This is a genomic window from Gilliamella sp. B2785 (assembly GCF_026537005.1).
In the GTDB taxonomy this organism is placed as follows: domain Bacteria; phylum Pseudomonadota; class Gammaproteobacteria; order Enterobacterales; family Orbaceae; genus Gilliamella; species Gilliamella apicola_E.
In genome coordinates this window covers 35,116-55,397 of sequence record NZ_JAFNNC010000008.1, presented here as the reverse complement: position 1 = coordinate 55,397, position 20,282 = coordinate 35,116, and the positions used below count along the sequence as shown (strand labels likewise).

Sequence of the window (20,282 nt, the reverse complement as noted above, 5' to 3'; positions counted from 1 at the left end):
CAAGAAGTTATTAAGCGATCTGTTTAAATAGCTCAATAAGTTTTTGTTTATCAAAAAATACGGGATTGGCACCAGCACAGGCATCTTTCATTGAATTTTCCGCCAATAATTCAAAATCAGGATTATTAACCCCCAATTCCTTTAATGATTTAGGAATGCCGACTTCTTGCGCTAAATCTTCAATTCTTTTTATCACATAATCAACACATTCTTGATCACTTCTATCTTTTGTATCAAACCCGATTGTTTCAGCAATCACTCTAAATTTTTGTGGTGCATGTTTAGCATTTTCTTTTTCGACTACCGACAATAGCATCGCATTACAAACACCATGAGGTAAATCATAAAGCCCACCTAATTGATGTGCCATAGCATGCACATTACCTAGCCCAGCATTACTAAAAGCGATACCATTTAAAAAGCAGGCATAACTCATCTGTTCTCTGGCTTGAATGTCATTACCGTTTTTAACTGCTCTGGCTAAATATTTAAAAGTTTGAGCTATGGCATATAATGCGGTTGAATCAGTAACATCCATCGCACCTTTAGCAACTACCGCTTCAATTGCATGAGTTAACGCATCCATACCTGTTGCAGCGGTTAAATTGGCAGGTTTGGAAATCATTAAATCAGGATCGCTAACGGTTATTGATGCCAGCGTATTGGGATCGACCATAATCATTTTTACATGTCTACTTTCATCGGTAATAACATAATTAATGGTAACTTCAGCAGAAGTACCTGCAGTGGTTGCTATTGCCACAATAGGTAAACATTTTTGTTTACTTTTATGCATCCCTTCATAATCGGTAATTTTGCCACCGTTAGTGGCCAAAACAGCAACGGCTTTACCACAATCTTGAGGTGAACCTCCACCGATTGATACAATAAAATCACACTCTGATTCTTGACATAATTTTAATGCATTTTCAACATTGGCAACCGTTGGATTTGGTTTCACATCATAAAAAATAACTGATTCAATACCCTCTTTTTTTAAGATATCAACTACTCTATCTACAGTGCCATTACCAATTAAAAACTTATCACTAACAACGAATGCTTTTTTGCAATTTAATTTTTTCACTGGTACGCCTAACTCAGACAGGCAACCTTTACCTAATAAATTAACGGGTGGAATGTAATAAATCATATTTACCTCTTAAATTAATAACACTTTAAAAAATTCCCAGAAAAGAACTCAATTTCATTATACGGAAAAAATAAACTACCCAAAAAAATAATCTTTACAATGAGAGAATGATCACAAAATTAATTTTCTTTTGTATTAATTGATTGCAATTCGAAATTTTTTCACCAATAATTTGTTCACAACAAAGAAATTATGTTCTACTCAGTGAACAAGGAGAAGAGATGAATATAGAAAAATTTAAAGGGATATTCCCTCCCGTTCCGACAATCGTAAATAAACAAGGAAAACTAGATAAAAAAGGAATGGCCAACCTATTAGATCATCTTATTAAAAATGAAGCGGATGGCGTTTTGATTTTAGGTAGCGGTGGTGAGTTTTGTCATATGCCACCTAAACTAAGGCTCGAAGTCGCTGAATTTGCGGTGAGGCATATCAATAAACGTATTCCCGTTATGATTGGAATATCAAGCCCAAGTACCAAAGAAACGATTGAATATGGTCAACATGCTGCTCAAATAGGTGCGGACGCTGTTTTAGTTGTGAATCCTTACTATGCCTTATTGAATAGTGATGCAATTTATCACCATTATAAAACTGTCGCTGAAAATATTAGTATACCGATCCTACTTTACAATTTTCCTGCACTAACTGGTCAAGACATTGGTATTGATGTAATTACCCGGTTGGCAAAGGATCTGCCAAATATCATCGGGCTAAAAGATACTATTGATAACATTAGCCATACACGAGAAGTGATCAACAAAGTCCATTCTTTCCGACCCGATTTTATCATCTTTAGTGGTTTTGACGAATATATGCTAGACACGCTGATTTTAGGTGGTCATGGTGGTATTCCGGCAACGTTTAATTTTGCACCTAAAATTACTAAGGGAATTTATAAAGCGTTCATACAAAAAGATTATGAAACAGCATTTAAATTACAACGTCAATTAGCAAAATTGATGCCTATCTATGCCATTGAAACCCCTTTCTTTGGTGTGATTAAACAAGCAATCAAACTAACAGGTGTGAAAATATCAACTGAAGTTTTAGCTCCAGTAATGCCATTAACTTCCGATAAAAAGAAAATACTTAAAAAATTATTATCTGATTCAAAAATTTTATAAGAATTTATTATTAATTAGTTTTAGGAGCAAATTATGAGCGAAGTATCTAAAGTAATTATACTTCATCCTAATGATGATGTTGCCATAGCTCGTTTTCCGGTAACCAAAGGGTATGTAATTCAAGAAAAAAATATTTCAGTATTAGCTGATATTAAAGAAGGCCATAAAATAGCACTACACAATATTGAAAAAAATCAACCAATCAAACGCTATAATCAAATTATAGGTTATGCAATTTGCAATATCCAAGCAGGAGAACACATACATTTACATAATCTAAAAATGGGTGATTATGGACATGAATATGACTTTTGTGCAGATAAGAATGAAACCCCAAAAGCCAGTGAAAAAAGGACTTTCATGGGCTATAAGCGTAAAAATGGAAAAGTAGCAACTCGTAACTATATCGGCATATTGACATCGGTTAACTGCAGTGCAACAGTTGCACGCCGCCTTGAAGATCACTTTAAAGCAAAAGGATTAGACGATTATCCAAATATAGATGGCATCGTAGCGCTTCCACAAAGTTTTGGCTGTGCCATGGATATGAAAGGTGATTTGATGAAGATTATGCAACGCACAATGAGTGGTTATGCAAATCATCCAAATTTCGCTGGCATTTTAATAATTGGGCTTGGATGTGAATCTAATCAAATCAAAGATCTTATCCAAGTAAAAGAATTGAATGAAGGTCCTATGTTACAACATATGACTATTCAAGAAACTGGTGGATCACAAAAAACTTTCGATAAAGGAATTTCTATTATTGAAAGCATGTTAAATGAAGCAAACCAATACACCAGAGAGGAGGTACCTGCATCGGAATTAGTCTTAGCCCTTGAATGTGGTGGTTCTGATAGTTACTCAGGTATTTCTGCTAATCCAGCCCTTGGCGTAGCTGTTGATTTACTTGTACAACAAGGTGGAACAGCAATACTCGCCGAAACTCCTGAAATTTATGGTGCTGAATATATCCTTACTCGCCGGGCAGACTCGAAAGAAGTAGGTGAAAAACTTATTAATCGAATTTTATGGTGGGAGGATTATGCCAAAAGATGCCACGCAGAATTAAATAACAATCCATCCGCAGGCAATAAAGAAGGTGGACTTACAACTATTCTTGAAAAATCGCTTGGTGCTATTTGTAAAGCAGGAAGTACAAATCTTATGGATGTATATGAATATGCAGAACCAGTAACCGCAAAAGGTTTAGTATTTATGGACACTCCAGGATATGACGCATTTGCATGTACAGGTCAAATTGCTGGTGGTGCAAACATTATGTGTTTTACCACAGGGAGGGGGTCAGCCTATGGTTCAAAACCAACACCGTGTATAAAAATTGCTTCTAATAATTTTTTATGGCGGCGCCAAGAAGAAGATATGGATATTAATTGTGGTGATGTAGCCGAAGGACAAGAAACATTGGAGCAAGCAGGTAAACGTATTTTTGAAAAGATACTAGCTGTCGCTTCTGGTGAGAAAACAAAAAGTGAAAAATTTGGATATGGATCACTTGAATTTGTCCCATGGCAACCGGGTGCAATTATGTAAATATGAATAATCTTACCTCTATTAGCAGTGCATATTAAAGAGAAGTAATGAATGAGCAATATAAGTCCTATAATTAAATTAAATGAGAAAGATGACGTTGTTATAGCCAGAATTCCTATTAGCAAAGGAACGTGTTTATCCAATGAGCTTGTAGTATTAAATAACATACCCGAAGGTCATAAAATTGCTATTCGCAATATTGAACAAGGAGCACAAATCAAACGTTATGGACAAACCTTTGGATTTGCAACAAAACCGATTCTAAAAGGCGAACATGTCCATGTTCACAACGTTGGCGTAGGTAATTTTGATAAAGACTATGCGTTTGGTAAAGACGTACATACACTCCCCCCTGCAGATAAAATTGATACTTTTTTAGGTATCAGAAGAAAAAATGGCAAAATCGCTACCCGTAATTATATTGGGGTAATGTCGTCAGTAAATTGTAGTGCAACTGTAGCTAAGGCAGTTGAAATTTACTATAACAAAGTTGGACTAGTCAATTACCCCAATGTTGATGGTGTCATCGCTTTACCTCAAAGTTTTGGTTGCGGTATTGGACAAGACGGACCTTCCATGACGAATATGAGAAGAACTTTATCAGGTTACGCAACACATCCTATTTTTGCAGGTATGATTATTGTTGGCCTCGGATGCGAATCATCACAAATAAAAAATATGATGAATTTTGCTCATTTAACTGAAAATGAAAATTTACACACACTAACTATCCAAGAAACAGGCGGTTCCAAAAAAACAATTGATAAAATTATATCAATTATTGAGGAAATGTTACCTATAGCCAATCAAGTTCAACGCAAAGAAACCCCTGTATCAGAACTTATCCTCGCTTTAGAGTGTGGTGGTTCTGATGGTTATTCGGGTATATCAGCCAACCCTACTTTGGGTTATGTAGCAGATAAAATTATTCAACAAGGTGGAACGGCTATTTTATCTGAAACTCCCGAAATATACGGCGCAGAGCATCTACTCACCCGACGAGCCGTATCTCAACAAGTTGGTGAAAAACTGATTCAACGAATCAAATGGTGGGAAGAGCATTGTAAACAAAATAAAAGTGAAATTAACAATAATCCTTCTGTAGGAAATAAAGCCGGTGGTTTGACCACAATTTTAGAAAAATCACTTGGAGCAATCACAAAAGGAGGAACATCAAATTTAGTCGCTGTTTATGAATATGCAGAACCTGTCACAAGTAAAGGATTAGTGTTTATGGACACGCCCGGATTTGATCCTATGGCTGTAACGGGCCAAATTGCAGGTGGAGCTAATATTCTTTGTTTTACAACTGGACGAGGCTCAGCACTAGGTTCATCTCCAACACCCACCCTAAAAGTCGCTTCAAATAATTTCTTATGGAACAGACAACAGGAAGATATGGATATGAATTGCGGAGATATTATCGAAGGAAATGAATCAATTGCTCAGGCAGGAGAACGCCTATATTCAATGCTCCTTGAATTTGCATCAGGGGAAAAAAGTAAAAGTGAAAAATTTGGTTATGGAAGTTTGGAATTTGTGCCATGGCAAATGGGCGCTTTTATGTAATGTATTGCTTTAAATTTTAATGATATTCCAAGTTAGGAGAAAACTATGTCATTTGTTGATGAACTACTCAATGATATAAAACTACCAAGAATGGTAAGGATCAGACAGCGCTTCGAATCGCCTGCTGAAATTCAGGATATTGATGAAAAAATTCACATTGAATTTTCTAAACCAGAAATAAAAAATACAATAAAAAAAGATATGGTGATTGCAGTGGGTTTAGGTAGCCGTGGTGTTGCTAAAATAGACTTAATTGCAAGAGCTGTAATTAATGAATTAAAAGCCTTAGGGGCTAAACCTTATGGTGTACCAGCAATGGGAAGTCATGGAGGAGCCACTGCTGAAGGACAAATCCATGTTTTAGAAAAATTAGGCATGACAGAAGAGTTTCTTGGTTGTGAAATACGTTCCTCGATGGAAACAGTAAAAGTAGGAGAGCTACCTAACGGGTTAGAAGTATTAATGGATAAAAATGCGATGCAAGCTGATGGCATTATTTGTATCAACCGAATCAAAGCTCACAACGCATTTACTGCACCTATTGAAAGTGGCATTATCAAAATGCTATCTATTGGATTTGCGAAACAAAAAGGTGCTGATTCCTGCCACACTTATGGTTTTGGCTGTATGGCGCAAAATATCGTCAATATGGCAAGAATTAAAGTCGCTAATACTCCTTTCCTGTTTGGTATTGGCACTATTGAAAATGCCTTTGATCAGGTCGTTGACATTGAAGCTATCCCCGCTAATAAACTTGAAGAACGCGAAAAAGCCTTACTGGCAAAATCAAAAACTTACTTTCCTAAAGTAATGTTTGATAACGTTGATATCTGTATTGTTGATTTAATGGGTAAAATTTACTCTGGTGGAGGTATGGATTGCCATGTTACAGGCAGAGCCTGTACACCATTTATGCAACCCATTGCCTCAATACGCCCAGATAGAATAGTGGTACTCGATCTTCATGAAAAAAGCGGCGGCAATGCAACCGGTATGGGATTTGCTGATTTCTCTACAAAACGTTTACTTGATAAAGTCGATTTTCCTGAAACATACCCAAATGTACTTACATCACGCTTAAGCCAGGACGGTTACGTTCCGGTAATACTAGCTAATGATAAGCAAGCCATACAAGCTGCTGTTAAAACCTGCATTATTTTAGATGGACGAAAAGAAGCACGTATTATCAGGATTGCCAACACTTTACATATCGATGAATTATATATCTCAGAAAATATGCTTGAAGATGCAAAAGCAAATGCACAAATCGAGATTTTAAGTGAGCCTGAATATATTGCATTTGATGAAAATAACAATGTAACTGATATAGGAATTAACTTATAGATATGTAATTTCTAACAGCTTAACAATCAAATTATAACAAAATTAATATAGTCTATATAACGAGGCTAGGGAGTCCCCTTATGAGTAATATTACATTATTGTCGGTAATAAAAAAGACAAAACTTCGCTTAATTCCTTTTATGTTAATACTTTACGTCTTAGCATTTTTGGATCGTTCAAATATCGGCTTCGCCAAAGAGAGTTATCAAATTGACATTGGTTTAAGCAATGAAGCTTATGCTTTAGGTGCTGGATTATTCTTCGTAGTATACGCATTTTTAGGTGCACCAGCTAATTTATGTTTAAAAAAGTTTGGCGCCAGATACTGGATCGGTGCAACAACCTTAGCTTGGGGGCTTTTATCTGCTGGTATGGGATTTGCCGACAGTGAAGCGAAATTCTTAACCATTCGTATTTTATTAGGTATCACCGAGGCTGGTTTCTTTCCTGGTATGATCTATTTAACATCACAATGGTTCCCGCAAGCCAATCGTGCAGCAGTAATGGGATTGTTTTATATGGGAGCGCCTTTGGCAATGGCATTTGGTTCACCGCTTTCTGGTGCTCTTTTAGAATTACATGGTTTCCTTGGTCATCCGGGATGGTTTTGGATGTTTGTAATTGAAGGTGCATTAGCATTTATTGCAGGTATTTGGACATTCTTCTATTTAGATGACACTCCTGCAACCGCTAGATTCCTCTCTAAAGAAGAAAAAACCTTACTAGCTAATCAAATGCTATCAGAAGAGAACAATAAAAAAGCAGCGTCAGCTAAACTTATGGATGCATTGAAAAACCCAAGAATATGGCACTTTGCTATTATTTATGGTTGTATTCAATGTGGTGTATATGGACTTATCTTCTTTTTACCAAGCCAAGTGGCCAGTATTATGTCAAGTAAAGTTAACTTTATGACTTCTCTCGTCACTTCACTACCATGGTTATGTGCATTATTAGGGACATTTTTTATACCTCGATACTCAGATAGAGTTCAAGAGAGACGTAATACCTGTGCAGTCACATTATTAGTAGGCGGAGTTGCATTAGGTTTATCTGCTTACGTTGGCCCTATACCAGCCATTATTGCCTTATGCATTGCCGGTACGGCTTATTTTGCCTGCCAACCTATTTTCTGGATCATGCCTTCATCAATTTTAACGGGTAACGCGTTAGCTGCTGGTATTGGATTTGTCAATATGTTTGGTGCACTGTTTAGTTTTGGAGCCCCTATTTTAAGACAACACTCTGAAAATGTTGTAGGTACTCCTGCAGCTGGTTTATTGTCAATCGGTCTAGTTGTGGTAATTGGTTCAATCCTGATTTTCATTTTACCGAAAAATGTGGGTACAAGTGAGTAGAAACTATTAGTAAAATAATCAATAAATTAATTAATATACGATCGAAGTAACTAGTATAACTAATACAATGTATTTAGAATTAATGTTAAGTACATTGTATTTTAGAAAAATCTGAAAGGTTACATAATGCATATTCATCTAGACATAGTGGGCGGTATAGCTGGAGATATGTTCTGTTCAGCAATGCTAGATGCATTTCCTGAACTGGAAACCCCATTACGTACATTTTTATCTTCATTAGCTATTTTTAAAAAATATCAACTCGAAATAAAGGCTACACGACAAAAAGAGATCTTGGGTAAACAATTTATTATCTTGAAAAATCAACAAGCAATCGAGGATACCCAACATCTCATTTTGAAGCCATTAAACGATCAATCTCACTCAATAATAAAAAATAGATTATTAATGAACGATCAGCATGAACATTATAGCTGGCAAGAGATTTTAACAAAATTAGATCAAATTAAAGATAATGATAAGATTTACCAATGCACTAAAGCAATTTATACCATTTTGGCTAAAGCTGAAAGCGAAGTACACGGCATTACACTAGAAAATATAGGATTACATGAAGTCGGCGCGGATGATGCTATTATCGATATTATTGCAGCGGCATTTCTGATCACTCAGAGCAACGTATCGAGTTGGTCTTGCTCTGCCCTACCTTGGGGGCAAGGCACAATAAAGTGCTCACATGGCACTTTACCTGTACCCGCGCCAGCAACTTTAAAGATACTCACCAATTTTCAGTGGACTTATGATGATGAAATCGGTGAACGAATTACACCAACTGGGGCTGCTATTCTAGCTTGGATTATGCAACATTGTCCTGGCCCTATAAATGGTACGTTCATTAAAAGTGGTTATGGTTGTGGTAATCGGTCTTTTAAACAAAAACCTAATATAATGCGGGCAAACGTTTTTACCACTAACCCCCAAACAAATTTAGAACATGATAGTGTCTATATTATTCAGTGTGATATTGATGATATGACCGCTGAAAGCCTGGCAATATCTGAAGATAAATTAAGATTATCATCGGGGGTGCTTGATTTAGTCAGTCAACAAATAAAAGGCAAAAAAGGACGTTGGATGAGCAGAATAGAAATACTGTGCCAGCCAGATAAATTAACTGATATATGTCTTCAACTATTTACTGAAACAACAACTCTAGGTGTAAGGTATTGGCAAGTTAAGCGTTCTAAACTACCAAGAGAACAAATCACGATAAATGCAGATCAACAATCCTGGCCGATTAAAATTGCTGCCCGACCCAATCACAACTTCACTGCAAAATTAGAGTCTGACTGTATTCAATTACTAGAAACATCCTATGCCGAGCGTCAAAATATAAAATATAAATTTGAACAATCTGCGCTAAATACCTATACCAAGCAATTAAGTCATCATGAAAAGCCGAATGAGAAGGATATCAAATCATGACTAATCAAGATATTGAAGAAACTATTTTAATTCTTACATCATGGTTTAAAAAAATAAAAAAATGTACCATTGCGACCAGTGGTGGTATAGATAGTATGTTACTTGCTTATATTGCTCACAATACATTGGGACAAAATGCACTTATTGCACATTCAACTTCGCTTTCGGTTCCAACATTAGATGCTAAACGAGTTAGAAATTATGCACAAAAATATCGTTGGCATATCGAATTTATAAAAGCAGGGGAGCTAGATAATGAATCTTACCAAAACAATCCGGTGAATCGATGTTATTACTGTAAAAGTTGTTTGTTTGATCGTCTTAAAAAGTTACATCATGGAGTGCTAATCACTGGAACCAATCAAGATGATTTAGGCGATTATCGACCGGGTTTAATTGCTGCGAAAGAACAAAATGTAAGACAACCTTATGTTGAACTCAAGATTGATAAAATAATGATACGTAAGATGGTTGAGCATCTACAACTCAATGATTTAAAAGATATTCCAGCATCCCCTTGCCTATCAAGCCGAATTGAGACAGGGATTAAAATCTACCCGGATTATCTACAAGCGGTCGATCACGTTGAAAACTTTGTTCGTTCAGAACTAAAAACGGATCTTGTTCGTTTTAGAATACGTAATGATAAAGTTGAACTTGAGCTAGAACCCCTCCTTTTTAATCAGTTATCCGATCATCAAAAAGATTCACTGGTTAACAAAATAAAACTGATTATAGAACCTCTAGCTATCTCTCATAATGTTCAAATTTCAACCTATAAAAAAGGTAGTGCTTTTATCGGGGTAAAAAATATCTAATAATTATTAAAGGAAGCAATAAAAAATGAAAACACCGGATATTATCATGGACTTTGAGCGTCCTCAACGATGTGGCATCTCAGAAGCTGTATTTTGCCAGTATAAAACAGTTGAACAACTCGAAACGATATTATCACTTGCTAAGCAAAATCAACAATCATTACTGTTTACTCGTTTAACGAGTCAAAAATATCAGCGTTTAAAACCCAATTGGCAAGCAAAAATCAATTATCATGAAAATTGTCAATGTGCTGTATTTGGTTCACCAAAACCATTAATTGAAGAGGAATCAACCCATATTGCCATTGTTTCTGCCGGCTCATCTGATGCCCCAATTTGTGAAGAAACAAAACTGACGTTAAATTATCACGGAATAAAAGTCGATCTATTTCAAGATATTGGTGTTGCGGGATTATGGCGCCTGCAACAACAATTACCCCAATTACAAACCTACAATATAATTATTGCTATTGCAGGTATGGAAGCAGCTTTACCTACTGTTTTAGCTGGTTTAATTGATACCCCTATTATTGCCGTTCCTACCTCTATTGGTTATGGTGTTGCCGCAGGAGGTCATGTTGCTCTTAACGCTTGTTTATCAAGTTGTACCGGAGGAATTATGACAATGAATATCGATAATGGATATGGTGCTGCTTGTGCAGCAATCAAAATTTACAAAAAAATAATTAAAAACAATATATAGAAGCGAGAAAAGCGAGTGTTACAACCATATAACAATAGCGATGAGGACATTGTAAAAGATCTTATCATTTATTGGACCAATCGAGCCCTAGGATATAGTCAAACTAATCAAGAAGAACTGGCAACACAAAAAAGAACTATTTGGCAAAATTTAATTTTAACTCATGCCCCTAAAAAAGAAAAATTACGCATTTTAGATGTAGGAACCGGTCCTGGTTTTTTGGCTATCATACTAGCGTTAGCCGATCATAATGTAACGGCAGTTGATGTGACTGAAGCTATGTTAGTTCAAGCACAAAACAACGCCACACAATATGGCGTGGAGGTTAATTTTGTGTTATCTGATGTACAATGCTTGCCATTCGAGGATAATAGTTTTGATTTAATTGTATTACGGAATGTCACATGGAACTTAAATAACCCTACATTAGCTTATCAAGAGTGGTATCGGGTATTAAATTCAGGAGGTCGATTACTTAATTTTGATGCGAACTGGTATCTATTTTTGTTTGATAAATACCGCTATTTTCAATATAAACGAGACAGACGTAATACGGCTAATCAAGATATAGACGATCATTATGTACAAACAGATACCGAAGAGATGGAACGCATTGCAAGATTACTACCATTAAGCCAAGAGATTAGACCGCAATGGGATGTTAATACCTTACTGTCAATTGGTTATAAAAAAGTCTTTATTGATACTGATATATCAAAAAATGTTTGGGATAAAATTGAGCAGATCAATTATCATTCTACCCCAATGTTTATGATCAGAGCAGAAAAAGAGTAATAGGCATAATAACTATGAAAATTTTTATTAATTCATACTATATAAAATGCTTCATACTCTTTATAGCGAAAAAAACGGACAAAGACTACAAATTACACTTAATTTTATTATTAAAAATGCGATTAATAAAACCTTGTCTCAAGCAATACAAACTGATTTAAAAGCCATTGGTGCTGAGCTTATATTACAAGGTGAAGAAAAACAGATTTACTTAGATTTGCAACGCGCCAGTGGTTTTGATATTTAATATATTGTATCTTGAAGTAAACCTTGAGACCCTCAATCTTATGTTTCACCATTTTGAGTACCTACTCATGCTGATTATCATGTCCAACTTGGATTACCCCAAAAAAGTTGGATAAATGGATTTCAACTTTATTCATTACGCCAGATGATAATTTACACTAACAATCATATAAACAGGTATTAACCATGCTAGCAAACGAAGTGGTTTATATACAATAATTAACGTATTATTTAATAAACAATTAAATGGTGTAGAATTTAACAGCTATCCATCATTAATTGTTCTTTATGAACCTATCCGCTCCCTTGATGTTGTTCATCAACTCAAGAGCTTAGATCTACTGAAATCACTACTATAAGAGTTTTGACTGAGTTATTTCTCTCGCATGATCTACACGCTGTAACTTATCTTAGTCAATCTATTGCTTTTTATATCAAGACGAGCTGATTAAACAAATCCCTACAACGCAACTATCACAAGTACCAGTGATTATACTAAAAGCCTACTCAATGAATTTTAACACACTATTTTAGTAGGCTTGTAACGGTTAACATAATTTCAATATAAAAGATAAATTTGGTACTCAAACTCAATTTGGAGATTTACTAAGTCAATTATCCCATCATTTAATCATCAATTGTCAAATTGCGAGTTGTTAAATCAAATGGTGTTAATTGATAAACATAATAATTGAGCCAGTTACTAAATAATAAATAAGCATGGCTTCGCCATGTGGCTTTTGGCGTTAAATTTGGGTTATTTTCAGGAAAATAATTGTAAGGAATTTCCGGATTTATTCCAGCTTTCAAATCTCGATTATATTCATTAGCTAAGGTGAAGGAGTCATATTCTGGATGCCCTGTTACAAAAGCCATACGTTTATCCGCAGTTGCCATCAAATATGGACCGGTTAAATCTGATTCAGCTAAAATCGTCAAATCAGTATAACTTTTAATTTTATCTATTGGAAAATCAGCATTACGTGAATGTGGCGCTAAAAAAGTATCGTCAAAACCTCGAGTTAAAAGTGCATTAGGTTGTATGATTTGATGTTGATAGACGCCTGACAATTTTTGTGAGCGAGTAAATTTTGGCATATCATAGAGTACATTTAATGCAGCTTGTACAGCCCAGCAAACAAACATTGTTGAAGTAACATGATCTTTAGCCCAAGTAATTATTTCAGCTAATTTTGGCCAATACACTACATCTGAAAATGCGACTTTACCTAATGGTGCGCCAGTTATGATAAGACCATCAAAATTCTGCTCACGAATATCTTCAAAATCACAATAAAAGCTATTTAAATGCTCTACAGGGGTATTTTTGGATTCACGTTGATCAATACGCAAGAGTTGAATATTGACTTGTAAAGATGAATTGGAAAGCAAACGTAAAAACTGATTTTCAGTTTCGATCTTTTTAGGCATTAAATTTAAGAAGAGAAGCTTTAGTGGACGAATTTCTTGAGTATTAGCACGAGTTGAAGTCATCACAAATACATTTTCATTACGTAACACATCTACTGCCGGTAATGAATCTGGAATACATATAGGCATATTAAAAGCTCCTATTAATTACTTTTTATAACATTTTAAATAGACGTCTAGAAATCCATATAGCTAAATATAGTGTTTTTTAGAAAGATTGTCGAGCGTTTTGTTAGAAAAAATAGATATAATATTTTAAACAAAATCAGAACAATAGCAGATTAAATGAATTAACAAATAAGTGTGATGATAGTAATATAAATAGTAAAAATAAAATTTAAATGATTCGAGTATCGGTCCGCCAAGTATCTGCGGTTAAAGCCTCACCAAAATAGCTATTAATCAGTTTTTGTGTGATTTCGCTTAATGGCGAAGCTAAGACTTCAGCAGTATTACCATATTCAACTAAATCACCATTATGCATAACTAAAATTTGGTCACTGATATGTTTCATCATACCAATATCTTGAGTTACATAGACATAAGAAATATTCTGTTCTTCTTGTAAAGACAACATCAAATTAACAATCTGTGAACGCATTGAAATATCTAACGCAGCTAAAGCTTCATCGAGAATAATAACTTTGGGTTTCAGAATTAAGGCCCTAGCCAATGCGACGCGTTGTTTTTGCCCTGCTGCCATCACTGATGGATAATAAGAAGCATGTTCAGGCAGTAAGCCTACTTGTTTTAAAACATCACTAATCAATTTTTCTCGTTCAAGAGCGCTATAATTGCTATTGCGTTTAAGTGGAATTTCAAGTAATTGACCAATACGAAGTCTTGGGTCAAAAGAGCTTTCAACATGTTGAAAAATCATTCTAATAAGTTGTGACCGATGAACAAAATCACCATATTCAACTTTATTACCGTCAATCCAAATATCCCCACTATCTGGTTTTATCATACCCACCAGCATTTTGGCTAGTGTCGATTTTCCTGAACCATTTTGCCCTATAATGGCAAGTGTTTTACCTTCGTTGAGCGAGAACGATAATGGTTTAACGGCATCAATTTGTAAATGACCAAAGAGTCCTTTAGGAATTTTAAATCGTTTTGATAAATTTCGGACTTTTAATATTGGGTTCATTAACTATTCCTGTATTTACTCATCAGTATTTAATGGGAAATGGCAAGCCACAGAATGATCTTTTATAAGAATAAGTTCAGGTGCTTGAATACATTTTTTTTGAGCATAAGGGCATCGTGGCCCTAATCGACAACCAATAGGTAAATGCTCCAATGAAGGGATAACCCCTGGTAACGTGTTCAATGGACTTTTATGTGGCATGGCTTTACCAAAATCAGGTATAGCATAAATCAATGCCTGAGTATAAGGATGATAAGGCGATTTTATTAAATCTTCACTATCCGCAACCTCAACGGTTTGTCCACAATAAAGGACATTGATACGATCTGTCCAGCGAGTAACCATTTGTAAATCATGACTAATAAGTAAAATAGTCGTCCCCATATTCTGATTCATACTCGCTAATAACCTGAAGATTTGCGCTTCAGTTGTTGCTTCCATAGCATTAGTTGGTTCATCTGCAATAAGTAACTTAGGTTGGTTTGCTAATGCAATTGCAATCATCACTTTTTGACATTCACCTTCCGTTAATTCAAAAGGATATGATTTAAGGATTTCTTTATGATCTTTAATTCCAACGCGATGTAATAATTCAACAGCTCGATGTTTACGCCAAAATAGACGCTGCCACCAATGTCCTTTAAAGGTTCTTCGTGGGATAGCCTCGATTAACTGTTGCCCTATTTTCATTGAGGGATCCAAGCAAGACTGCGGTTCTTGGAAAATCATCGAAATATGGTCACTGATGACTTTTCGACGTTGCTTTGGTGTCAATTTAAGTAAATCGATATCATTAAAATGAAAACGATCAGCAGATATTTTCCAATTATGATTTGTTACACCCAATATAGCTTTAGCAATAAGACTTTTACCAGAACCAGACTCGCCAACTAGACCTCGAATTTCGCCTTCAGACAGCTTCAAATTCACGCGATCAATTGCGCGTAAAAGGCCATCAGGAGTAATAAACTCAATAGTTAAATTACGAATGTCTAATAATGCCATAATTAATGTCCTACTCGCTGGCCAAATAATCCAAAATTGAATAAATAAACCAAAGTAATTGTAGTAGACACAGCAATACCCGGAGCTAAAAAAGCAAGCAAATTAAAATCCATCATATCTTTCATCTTAAACATCATCATGCCTAAATCTGGCCGAGAAAAATCATTAGCAAAACCCAAAAAGGTAATTGTTGTTATCGCTAAAATAACTGAACCAAATAATGAAACAATTTCAGCCAAATAAACGGGTAAAATATTAGGGATAATATAATGATTTAAGATAGAAAATGAGGATAATCCATCGAGTCGATACGCAGTAATATAGGTTTTATTCCATTCCTTAATAACACGTTGATGGATATTATAAATAAAGCGCGGTGAATAGGATAAACCAATCACAATTAAAATATTGGTAATATCATCTTCCAATAACAAGCTAATAACAATTACACCAAGTAATGGCGGAACGACCATAAAAAATCTAAAAATAAATAAAATAAAAGGCCTAATAAATGAAATAAAAAACATTAAATAGTTAATTACTCCACCGATTATGATGACATAAAAAACCGCTTTTAAAGTCATTGAAATGGTTGACCGATAACCAATTAATAAGTAATCAAAAATATCTTGCCCTTGATCAGTTGTTCCTAATATGTGATTAATATCTCCATTAGGCCACCAAGCAGGAGGCAATGAAGTTGCATAGATAGGGTTCAAGTGAGCATGGAAAAGCCATTTGGTTGATAATGCAATAAAAGCAATTGCTAAAACCCCATAAAAACTCATGATCAGATATAAATTGCTATGAAGTCTTTGGAAACATGAATTTATTCGCTTACCTAACAAAATTATCCTAGACATAATGTTCCTTATGACGTAATGGATAAATAGCGATAGCTGTTATCTCACCTAATAAAGTCAATAAACTAATTACTGTTCCACACGCAAGAATTGCTATCGCAATAATAAAATAATTATGGTTACGATAAGCCATCATCACCCATTGGCCTAAACCAACTCGATTGAATAAAATTTCAATAACCATAGTTAAAAATAATAAAGTCGTGGTGTTATATGTCAATTGTGGAATTGTTGCCGGAATTGAATTTGGTAATAAATGTCGACGTAACACTTTAAACGGTGAACGTTCCCGGATAATTGCCATTTTAATATAATTTTGTCTTGAAGTATTTTTGACATTTTCACTAACTAGTTGAATGGTCATAATACTTGGTTGAATAGCTAAAATAATTGTTGGCAAAAGTAAATAGTGAAGCTGATCTAACAATGCAGTGAATTTATCTGGCCTTGATGAAATTAAAATATCTAACAAAGAACTACCGGTTACTGATGGTGCGATATCAAAGTTCATTGAAATCGGCATTGTCGAGGAAAGATAAAACATTACAATTGTTGCGAGCATAACAATCGGGCAAGAATAAAAGATTAAACAGCCTAAACGAATGGTAGTATTCAACCAATTTATATTACTTAAACCTAGAAAAATACCCAAAGGTAATCCAATAAGTAAAGCTACAAGCAATGCTAAAATACAAAGTTCAAACGTTGTTAATAAGGTATCTAAAAATGGTAAAGTTTCACCTGATGCTAACCTAAATTGACCTTGTAGTAATTGTTTAAAAAAAGCATTATAGGCATCAACAAAAGTTAAATCACTAAAAATAGATTGAGGATCAAAATAGACCAGACAAAAGCTGATCTGAGCCAGTACGCAGATAATAAATGAAAACGTCACTATTTTTTTTAAAATATAGAAAATCATTGTTTATCTTTATTATGAGTTAAAAACAACAGTGATATCCATCACTGTTGTTTTAGTTATCTGCTATTCAGGTATGACCGGTTTACTTGCTGCGGCATAAGCATGATCTTGAGCACTTAATCCACCAGCATTACCTTTACCGTCATAACGATAATCCAACTCTTCTCGTGTTTTTATTCCACTATCAGATTCCACATAGTCCGGAGCTGGAGCCTTAGTCATTATTGATGATGAATAACCCGCTGCAGGATCTGCTGTAGATTCTGTTGTTACCTGAGTTGTAGGTGATTTCTCAATATTTGCTTGAGTTGTGATATTTGATTGAGATTCACTAGCAACTACGTTTTTAGCGATGTCTACATCATCTTTAATTACGATTGGTAATAAAAGTGAAGGGATCACTGGAACAGCATTAAGCGATTCATCATGGCTAACTTGACTATAATCAACCGATACACGGCCTAATGCAAGCTCTAATGACGCAGCAGCAAATTGCAATGGCATTGCAGACTGTTTTAATTCGCTATTTTTACCGCGTCGTTTAGTCCGTGGTGTATTCATACGCAAATGACGAGATGTTCTTCGTTGACGCTTCGGTTGTGAATCGTTAGTTACAGCATTATCGCCTGTTTCAGGAACAATAACCGGCAATAATAAAGTAGGGATACACACTTTTTCAGCTTGAGCAGGTACATCACTATTTTTAACACGAACACTCTTCGTTAATGCACGCTGTTGACGTCTTGGTTTCGCTTCTTTTTGCTTAGGTGGTTGTGCCGCCTCATTAACGACTTTATCAGCTTTTATATTATTCGCAGCATTAGATGAATTATTATTTTGTTTTGTACGACGATTAGAGCGTGTAGTCTCTTTAACTTCATCAGTTGCAACATTATTATTTGCAGCTGAATTGTTACGATTATTACGCTGACGTCGATTATTTGAGCGTTGATTATCTCGTTTTTTATTTGATTGAGGCTTAACTTCTGGTTTAGGTTCTACCTTTTCGGAAACAAATAACTGACGAATTTTCTTAAATAAACCACCAAATAAGCCACTAGATTTTTCAACTTTTTTCGGTTCACTTTTCGCTTTAGATGCTTTACTCGCTTCTACTTTAGGACCTGATAATACAGCTTGCTCTACCACTAATTCAGCGACTTGATCTTCTTCTTCCTCTTCAAGCTCACGGATTAGTTTAGGTAAATTGTAGCTTAATACATCTGTCTCTTCACCACTACGTTTACGAATCACTTTATAAAGTGGTGTTTCCATTTCTTCATCGCCAGCAATGACGATTTTAACATCCGGATGCATTCTTTCGATATTATTAATCGCACGGCGCTTTTCGTTAAGCAAATAGCTAGCAATTGGTACTGGCACAATCACATCAATTTGAACCGTATTATCTTTCATCGCCTCTTCTTGAATTAAGCGAAGAATTGAAAGTGATAATGAATTATTATCACGAACTGTACCTGTTCCTTGACAACGAGGACATATATGATGAGTTGCTTCACGTAGAGATGGGCTTAAACGTTGACGGGACATTTCAAGCAAACCAAAACGGGAAATACGAGTGGTTTGGATTCTTGCTCGATCGGTTTTCATCGCTTCTTTTAAGCGATTTTCCACTTCACGTTGATTACGAATTGGCGTCATATCAATAAAGTCGATGACAATCAAGCCACCTAAATCACGTAATCGCAATTGGCGAGCAATCTCTTCTGCCGCTTCAAGATTAGTATTAAATGCAGTCTCTTCAATATCACTACCACGAATAGATTTAGCTGAGTTAATATCGATCGCAGTTAATGCTTCAGTTGCATCAATAACAATCGAACCACCAGATGGTAAGCGAACTTCCCGTTGGAATGCCGATTCAATCTGACCTTCGATTTGAAAATGATTAAATAATGGTACATCACCTTCATAAAGTTTAAGACGACTAACATACTCAACACGACCTAAATCAGCTAATCGTTTTTTTGCAATTTCCAGTACTTTAGGATTATCAATAAGAATATCACCCACATCATCACGTAAATAATCACGAAATGCTCGAGTAATAATGTCACTTTCTTTATGAATTAAGCTTGGTGCTGGATGATTTTTTGACTCATTTTGAATCGCTGTCCAATAATTAACTAACGCATTTAAATCCTGTTGTAACTCTTCTTGGCTTTTACCCACACCCGCTGTTCTAGCTATTACACCCATGCCCTTTGGTTTTTCTAGCGCATCGATAACTCTTTTTAGATCTGCACGCTCTTCTCCCTCAATACGGCGCGAAACCCCACCTGCTCTTGGGTCATTTGGCATTAATACTAAATAGCTACCGGCTAAACTGATATAAGTCGTTAAAGCAGCACCTTTTTTACCACGAATCTCTTTTTCAATTTGGATAAGAACTTCTTGGCCTTCTTGCAGATGTTTAATACTACGCCGACCAGAAATATTTGAAGGGAAATAGCTTTCTGCGATCTCTTTTAATGGTAAAAAACCATCTCGCTCACCACCATATGAAACAAAAGCGGCTTCTAAACTAGGGTTGATTTTAGTGATTTTGCCTTTATATATATTGGCTTTTTTTTGTTCGTGACCAAGGCTTTCGATATCTAAATCATACAAGCGTTGGCCATCAACAAGGGCAACTCGCAGCTCTTCTTGCTGGGTTGCATTGATTAGCATTCTTTTCATTATTCTACACTCTTCATTAATCTAAATTAACTGTAGGTAGAATCTTATTATTAATAAATGCTTATTTTAACAATGATAAACAATAGTACTTAACTTAA

Annotated in this window: 17 protein-coding genes; 10 read left to right on the top strand and 7 right to left on the bottom strand. The window is 35.3% G+C overall.

Annotated elements, in window-relative coordinates; translation table 11 throughout:
- Positions 1–10 precede the first annotated feature (10 nt).
- Positions 11–1,153, bottom strand: coding sequence for an iron-containing alcohol dehydrogenase (locus J3U24_RS09830; RefSeq protein ID WP_065735230.1), 1,143 nt, complete (start codon positions 1,151–1,153; stop codon positions 11–13).
- A gap of 221 nt (positions 1,154–1,374) precedes the next feature.
- Here J3U24_RS09830 and J3U24_RS09825 point away from each other — a divergent pair, with 221 nt between their 5' ends.
- From J3U24_RS09825 to J3U24_RS09780, 10 genes are all read left to right on the top strand, one after another.
- Positions 1,375–2,280 carry a dihydrodipicolinate synthase family protein gene (locus J3U24_RS09825; RefSeq protein ID WP_267337669.1) on the top strand — a complete coding sequence of 302 codons (906 nt, stop codon included), beginning with the start codon at positions 1,375–1,377 and terminating at the stop codon, positions 2,278–2,280.
- Between the two features lie 33 nt (positions 2,281–2,313).
- Positions 2,314–3,834, top strand: coding sequence for a UxaA family hydrolase (locus J3U24_RS09820; RefSeq protein ID WP_065735232.1), 1,521 nt, complete (start codon positions 2,314–2,316; stop codon positions 3,832–3,834).
- A gap of 51 nt (positions 3,835–3,885) precedes the next feature.
- A complete protein-coding gene (locus J3U24_RS09815; protein ID WP_267337671.1) occupies positions 3,886–5,403 on the top strand; it encodes a UxaA family hydrolase in 1,518 nt (505 codons plus the stop codon).
- Positions 5,404–5,448: 45 nt separating this feature from the next.
- A complete protein-coding gene (locus J3U24_RS09810; RefSeq protein WP_065735233.1) occupies positions 5,449–6,747 on the top strand; it encodes a lactate racemase domain-containing protein in 1,299 nt (432 codons plus the stop codon).
- Positions 6,748–6,827: 80 nt separating this feature from the next.
- Positions 6,828–8,105, top strand: a complete 1,278-nt coding sequence (locus tag J3U24_RS09805) for an MFS transporter (RefSeq protein ID WP_065735234.1) — start codon at positions 6,828–6,830, stop codon at positions 8,103–8,105.
- A 126-nt stretch (positions 8,106–8,231) separates the two neighbouring features.
- Entirely contained in the window at positions 8,232–9,551 is a 1,320-nt protein-coding gene (locus J3U24_RS09800) for a LarC family nickel insertion protein (RefSeq protein WP_065735235.1), read from the top strand.
- Complete coding sequence (locus J3U24_RS09795; protein WP_081303431.1) at positions 9,548–10,369, top strand: hypothetical protein; 822 nt, start codon at positions 9,548–9,550, stop codon at positions 10,367–10,369. The genes J3U24_RS09800 and J3U24_RS09795 overlap by 4 nt, the downstream gene beginning before the upstream one ends.
- Positions 10,370–10,394: 25 nt before the next feature.
- Positions 10,395–11,072, top strand: coding sequence for a nickel pincer cofactor biosynthesis protein LarB (gene larB, locus J3U24_RS09790; RefSeq protein ID WP_065735236.1), 678 nt, complete (start codon positions 10,395–10,397; stop codon positions 11,070–11,072).
- A 15-nt stretch (positions 11,073–11,087) separates the two neighbouring features.
- A complete protein-coding gene (locus J3U24_RS09785; protein ID WP_065735237.1) occupies positions 11,088–11,867 on the top strand; it encodes a class I SAM-dependent methyltransferase in 780 nt (259 codons plus the stop codon).
- A 46-nt stretch (positions 11,868–11,913) separates the two neighbouring features.
- Positions 11,914–12,114, top strand: a complete 201-nt coding sequence (locus J3U24_RS09780) for a hypothetical protein (protein WP_065735238.1) — start codon at positions 11,914–11,916, stop codon at positions 12,112–12,114.
- A gap of 626 nt (positions 12,115–12,740) precedes the next feature.
- On the opposite strand, the gene metA is transcribed toward J3U24_RS09780, so the two are convergent.
- The 6 genes from metA to rne form a co-directional block, all read right to left on the bottom strand.
- Positions 12,741–13,673: a homoserine O-acetyltransferase MetA gene (gene metA, locus J3U24_RS09775; RefSeq protein WP_065735239.1), complete on the bottom strand. Its 933-nt coding sequence runs from the start codon at positions 13,671–13,673 to the stop codon at positions 12,741–12,743.
- A 208-nt stretch (positions 13,674–13,881) separates the two neighbouring features.
- Entirely contained in the window at positions 13,882–14,694 is an 813-nt protein-coding gene (locus J3U24_RS09770) for an ATP-binding cassette domain-containing protein (RefSeq protein ID WP_065561782.1), read from the bottom strand.
- Between the two features lie 15 nt (positions 14,695–14,709).
- Entirely contained in the window at positions 14,710–15,699 is a 990-nt protein-coding gene (gene sapD, locus J3U24_RS09765) for a putrescine export ABC transporter ATP-binding protein SapD (RefSeq protein ID WP_065561781.1), read from the bottom strand.
- Positions 15,700–15,701: 2 nt separating this feature from the next.
- A complete protein-coding gene (locus J3U24_RS09760; protein ID WP_267337674.1) occupies positions 15,702–16,562 on the bottom strand; it encodes an ABC transporter permease subunit in 861 nt (286 codons plus the stop codon).
- Positions 16,555–17,484: an ABC transporter permease subunit gene (locus tag J3U24_RS09755; RefSeq protein ID WP_267337675.1), complete on the bottom strand. Its 930-nt coding sequence runs from the start codon at positions 17,482–17,484 to the stop codon at positions 16,555–16,557. Before J3U24_RS09755 ends, J3U24_RS09760 begins: the two co-directional genes overlap by 8 nt.
- A gap of 63 nt (positions 17,485–17,547) precedes the next feature.
- Positions 17,548–20,184 (bottom strand): ribonuclease E, encoded by a 2,637-nt coding sequence (gene rne / locus J3U24_RS09750; protein WP_267337676.1) that lies wholly within the window; start codon positions 20,182–20,184, stop codon positions 17,548–17,550.
- Positions 20,185–20,282: the final 98 nt, after the last annotated feature.

Bases quoted from the DNA above. Each gene is read 5' to 3' on its own strand.
- sapD (WP_065561781.1), bottom strand. From the start codon at position 15,699: ATGGCATTATTAGACATTCGTAATTTAACTATTGAGTTTATTACTCCT.
- J3U24_RS09780 (WP_065735238.1), top strand. From the start codon at position 11,914: ATGCTTCATACTCTTTATAGCGAAAAAAACGGACAAAGACTACAAATT.
- J3U24_RS09755 (WP_267337675.1), bottom strand. From the start codon at position 17,484: ATGATTTTCTATATTTTAAAAAAAATAGTGACGTTTTCATTTATTATC.
- metA (WP_065735239.1), bottom strand. From the start codon at position 13,673: ATGCCTATATGTATTCCAGATTCATTACCGGCAGTAGATGTGTTACGT.
- rne (WP_267337676.1), bottom strand. From the start codon at position 20,184: ATGAAAAGAATGCTAATCAATGCAACCCAGCAAGAAGAGCTGCGAGTT.
- larB (WP_065735236.1), top strand. From the start codon at position 10,395: ATGAAAACACCGGATATTATCATGGACTTTGAGCGTCCTCAACGATGT.
- J3U24_RS09770 (WP_065561782.1), bottom strand. From the start codon at position 14,694: ATGAACCCAATATTAAAAGTCCGAAATTTATCAAAACGATTTAAAATT.
- J3U24_RS09805 (WP_065735234.1), top strand. From the start codon at position 6,828: ATGAGTAATATTACATTATTGTCGGTAATAAAAAAGACAAAACTTCGC.
- J3U24_RS09825 (WP_267337669.1), top strand. From the start codon at position 1,375: ATGAATATAGAAAAATTTAAAGGGATATTCCCTCCCGTTCCGACAATC.
- J3U24_RS09795 (WP_081303431.1), top strand. From the start codon at position 9,548: ATGACTAATCAAGATATTGAAGAAACTATTTTAATTCTTACATCATGG.
- J3U24_RS09815 (WP_267337671.1), top strand. From the start codon at position 3,886: ATGAGCAATATAAGTCCTATAATTAAATTAAATGAGAAAGATGACGTT.
- J3U24_RS09810 (WP_065735233.1), top strand. From the start codon at position 5,449: ATGTCATTTGTTGATGAACTACTCAATGATATAAAACTACCAAGAATG.
- J3U24_RS09820 (WP_065735232.1), top strand. From the start codon at position 2,314: ATGAGCGAAGTATCTAAAGTAATTATACTTCATCCTAATGATGATGTT.
- J3U24_RS09800 (WP_065735235.1), top strand. From the start codon at position 8,232: ATGCATATTCATCTAGACATAGTGGGCGGTATAGCTGGAGATATGTTC.
- J3U24_RS09830 (WP_065735230.1), bottom strand. From the start codon at position 1,153: ATGATTTATTACATTCCACCCGTTAATTTATTAGGTAAAGGTTGCCTG.
- J3U24_RS09760 (WP_267337674.1), bottom strand. From the start codon at position 16,562: ATGTCTAGGATAATTTTGTTAGGTAAGCGAATAAATTCATGTTTCCAA.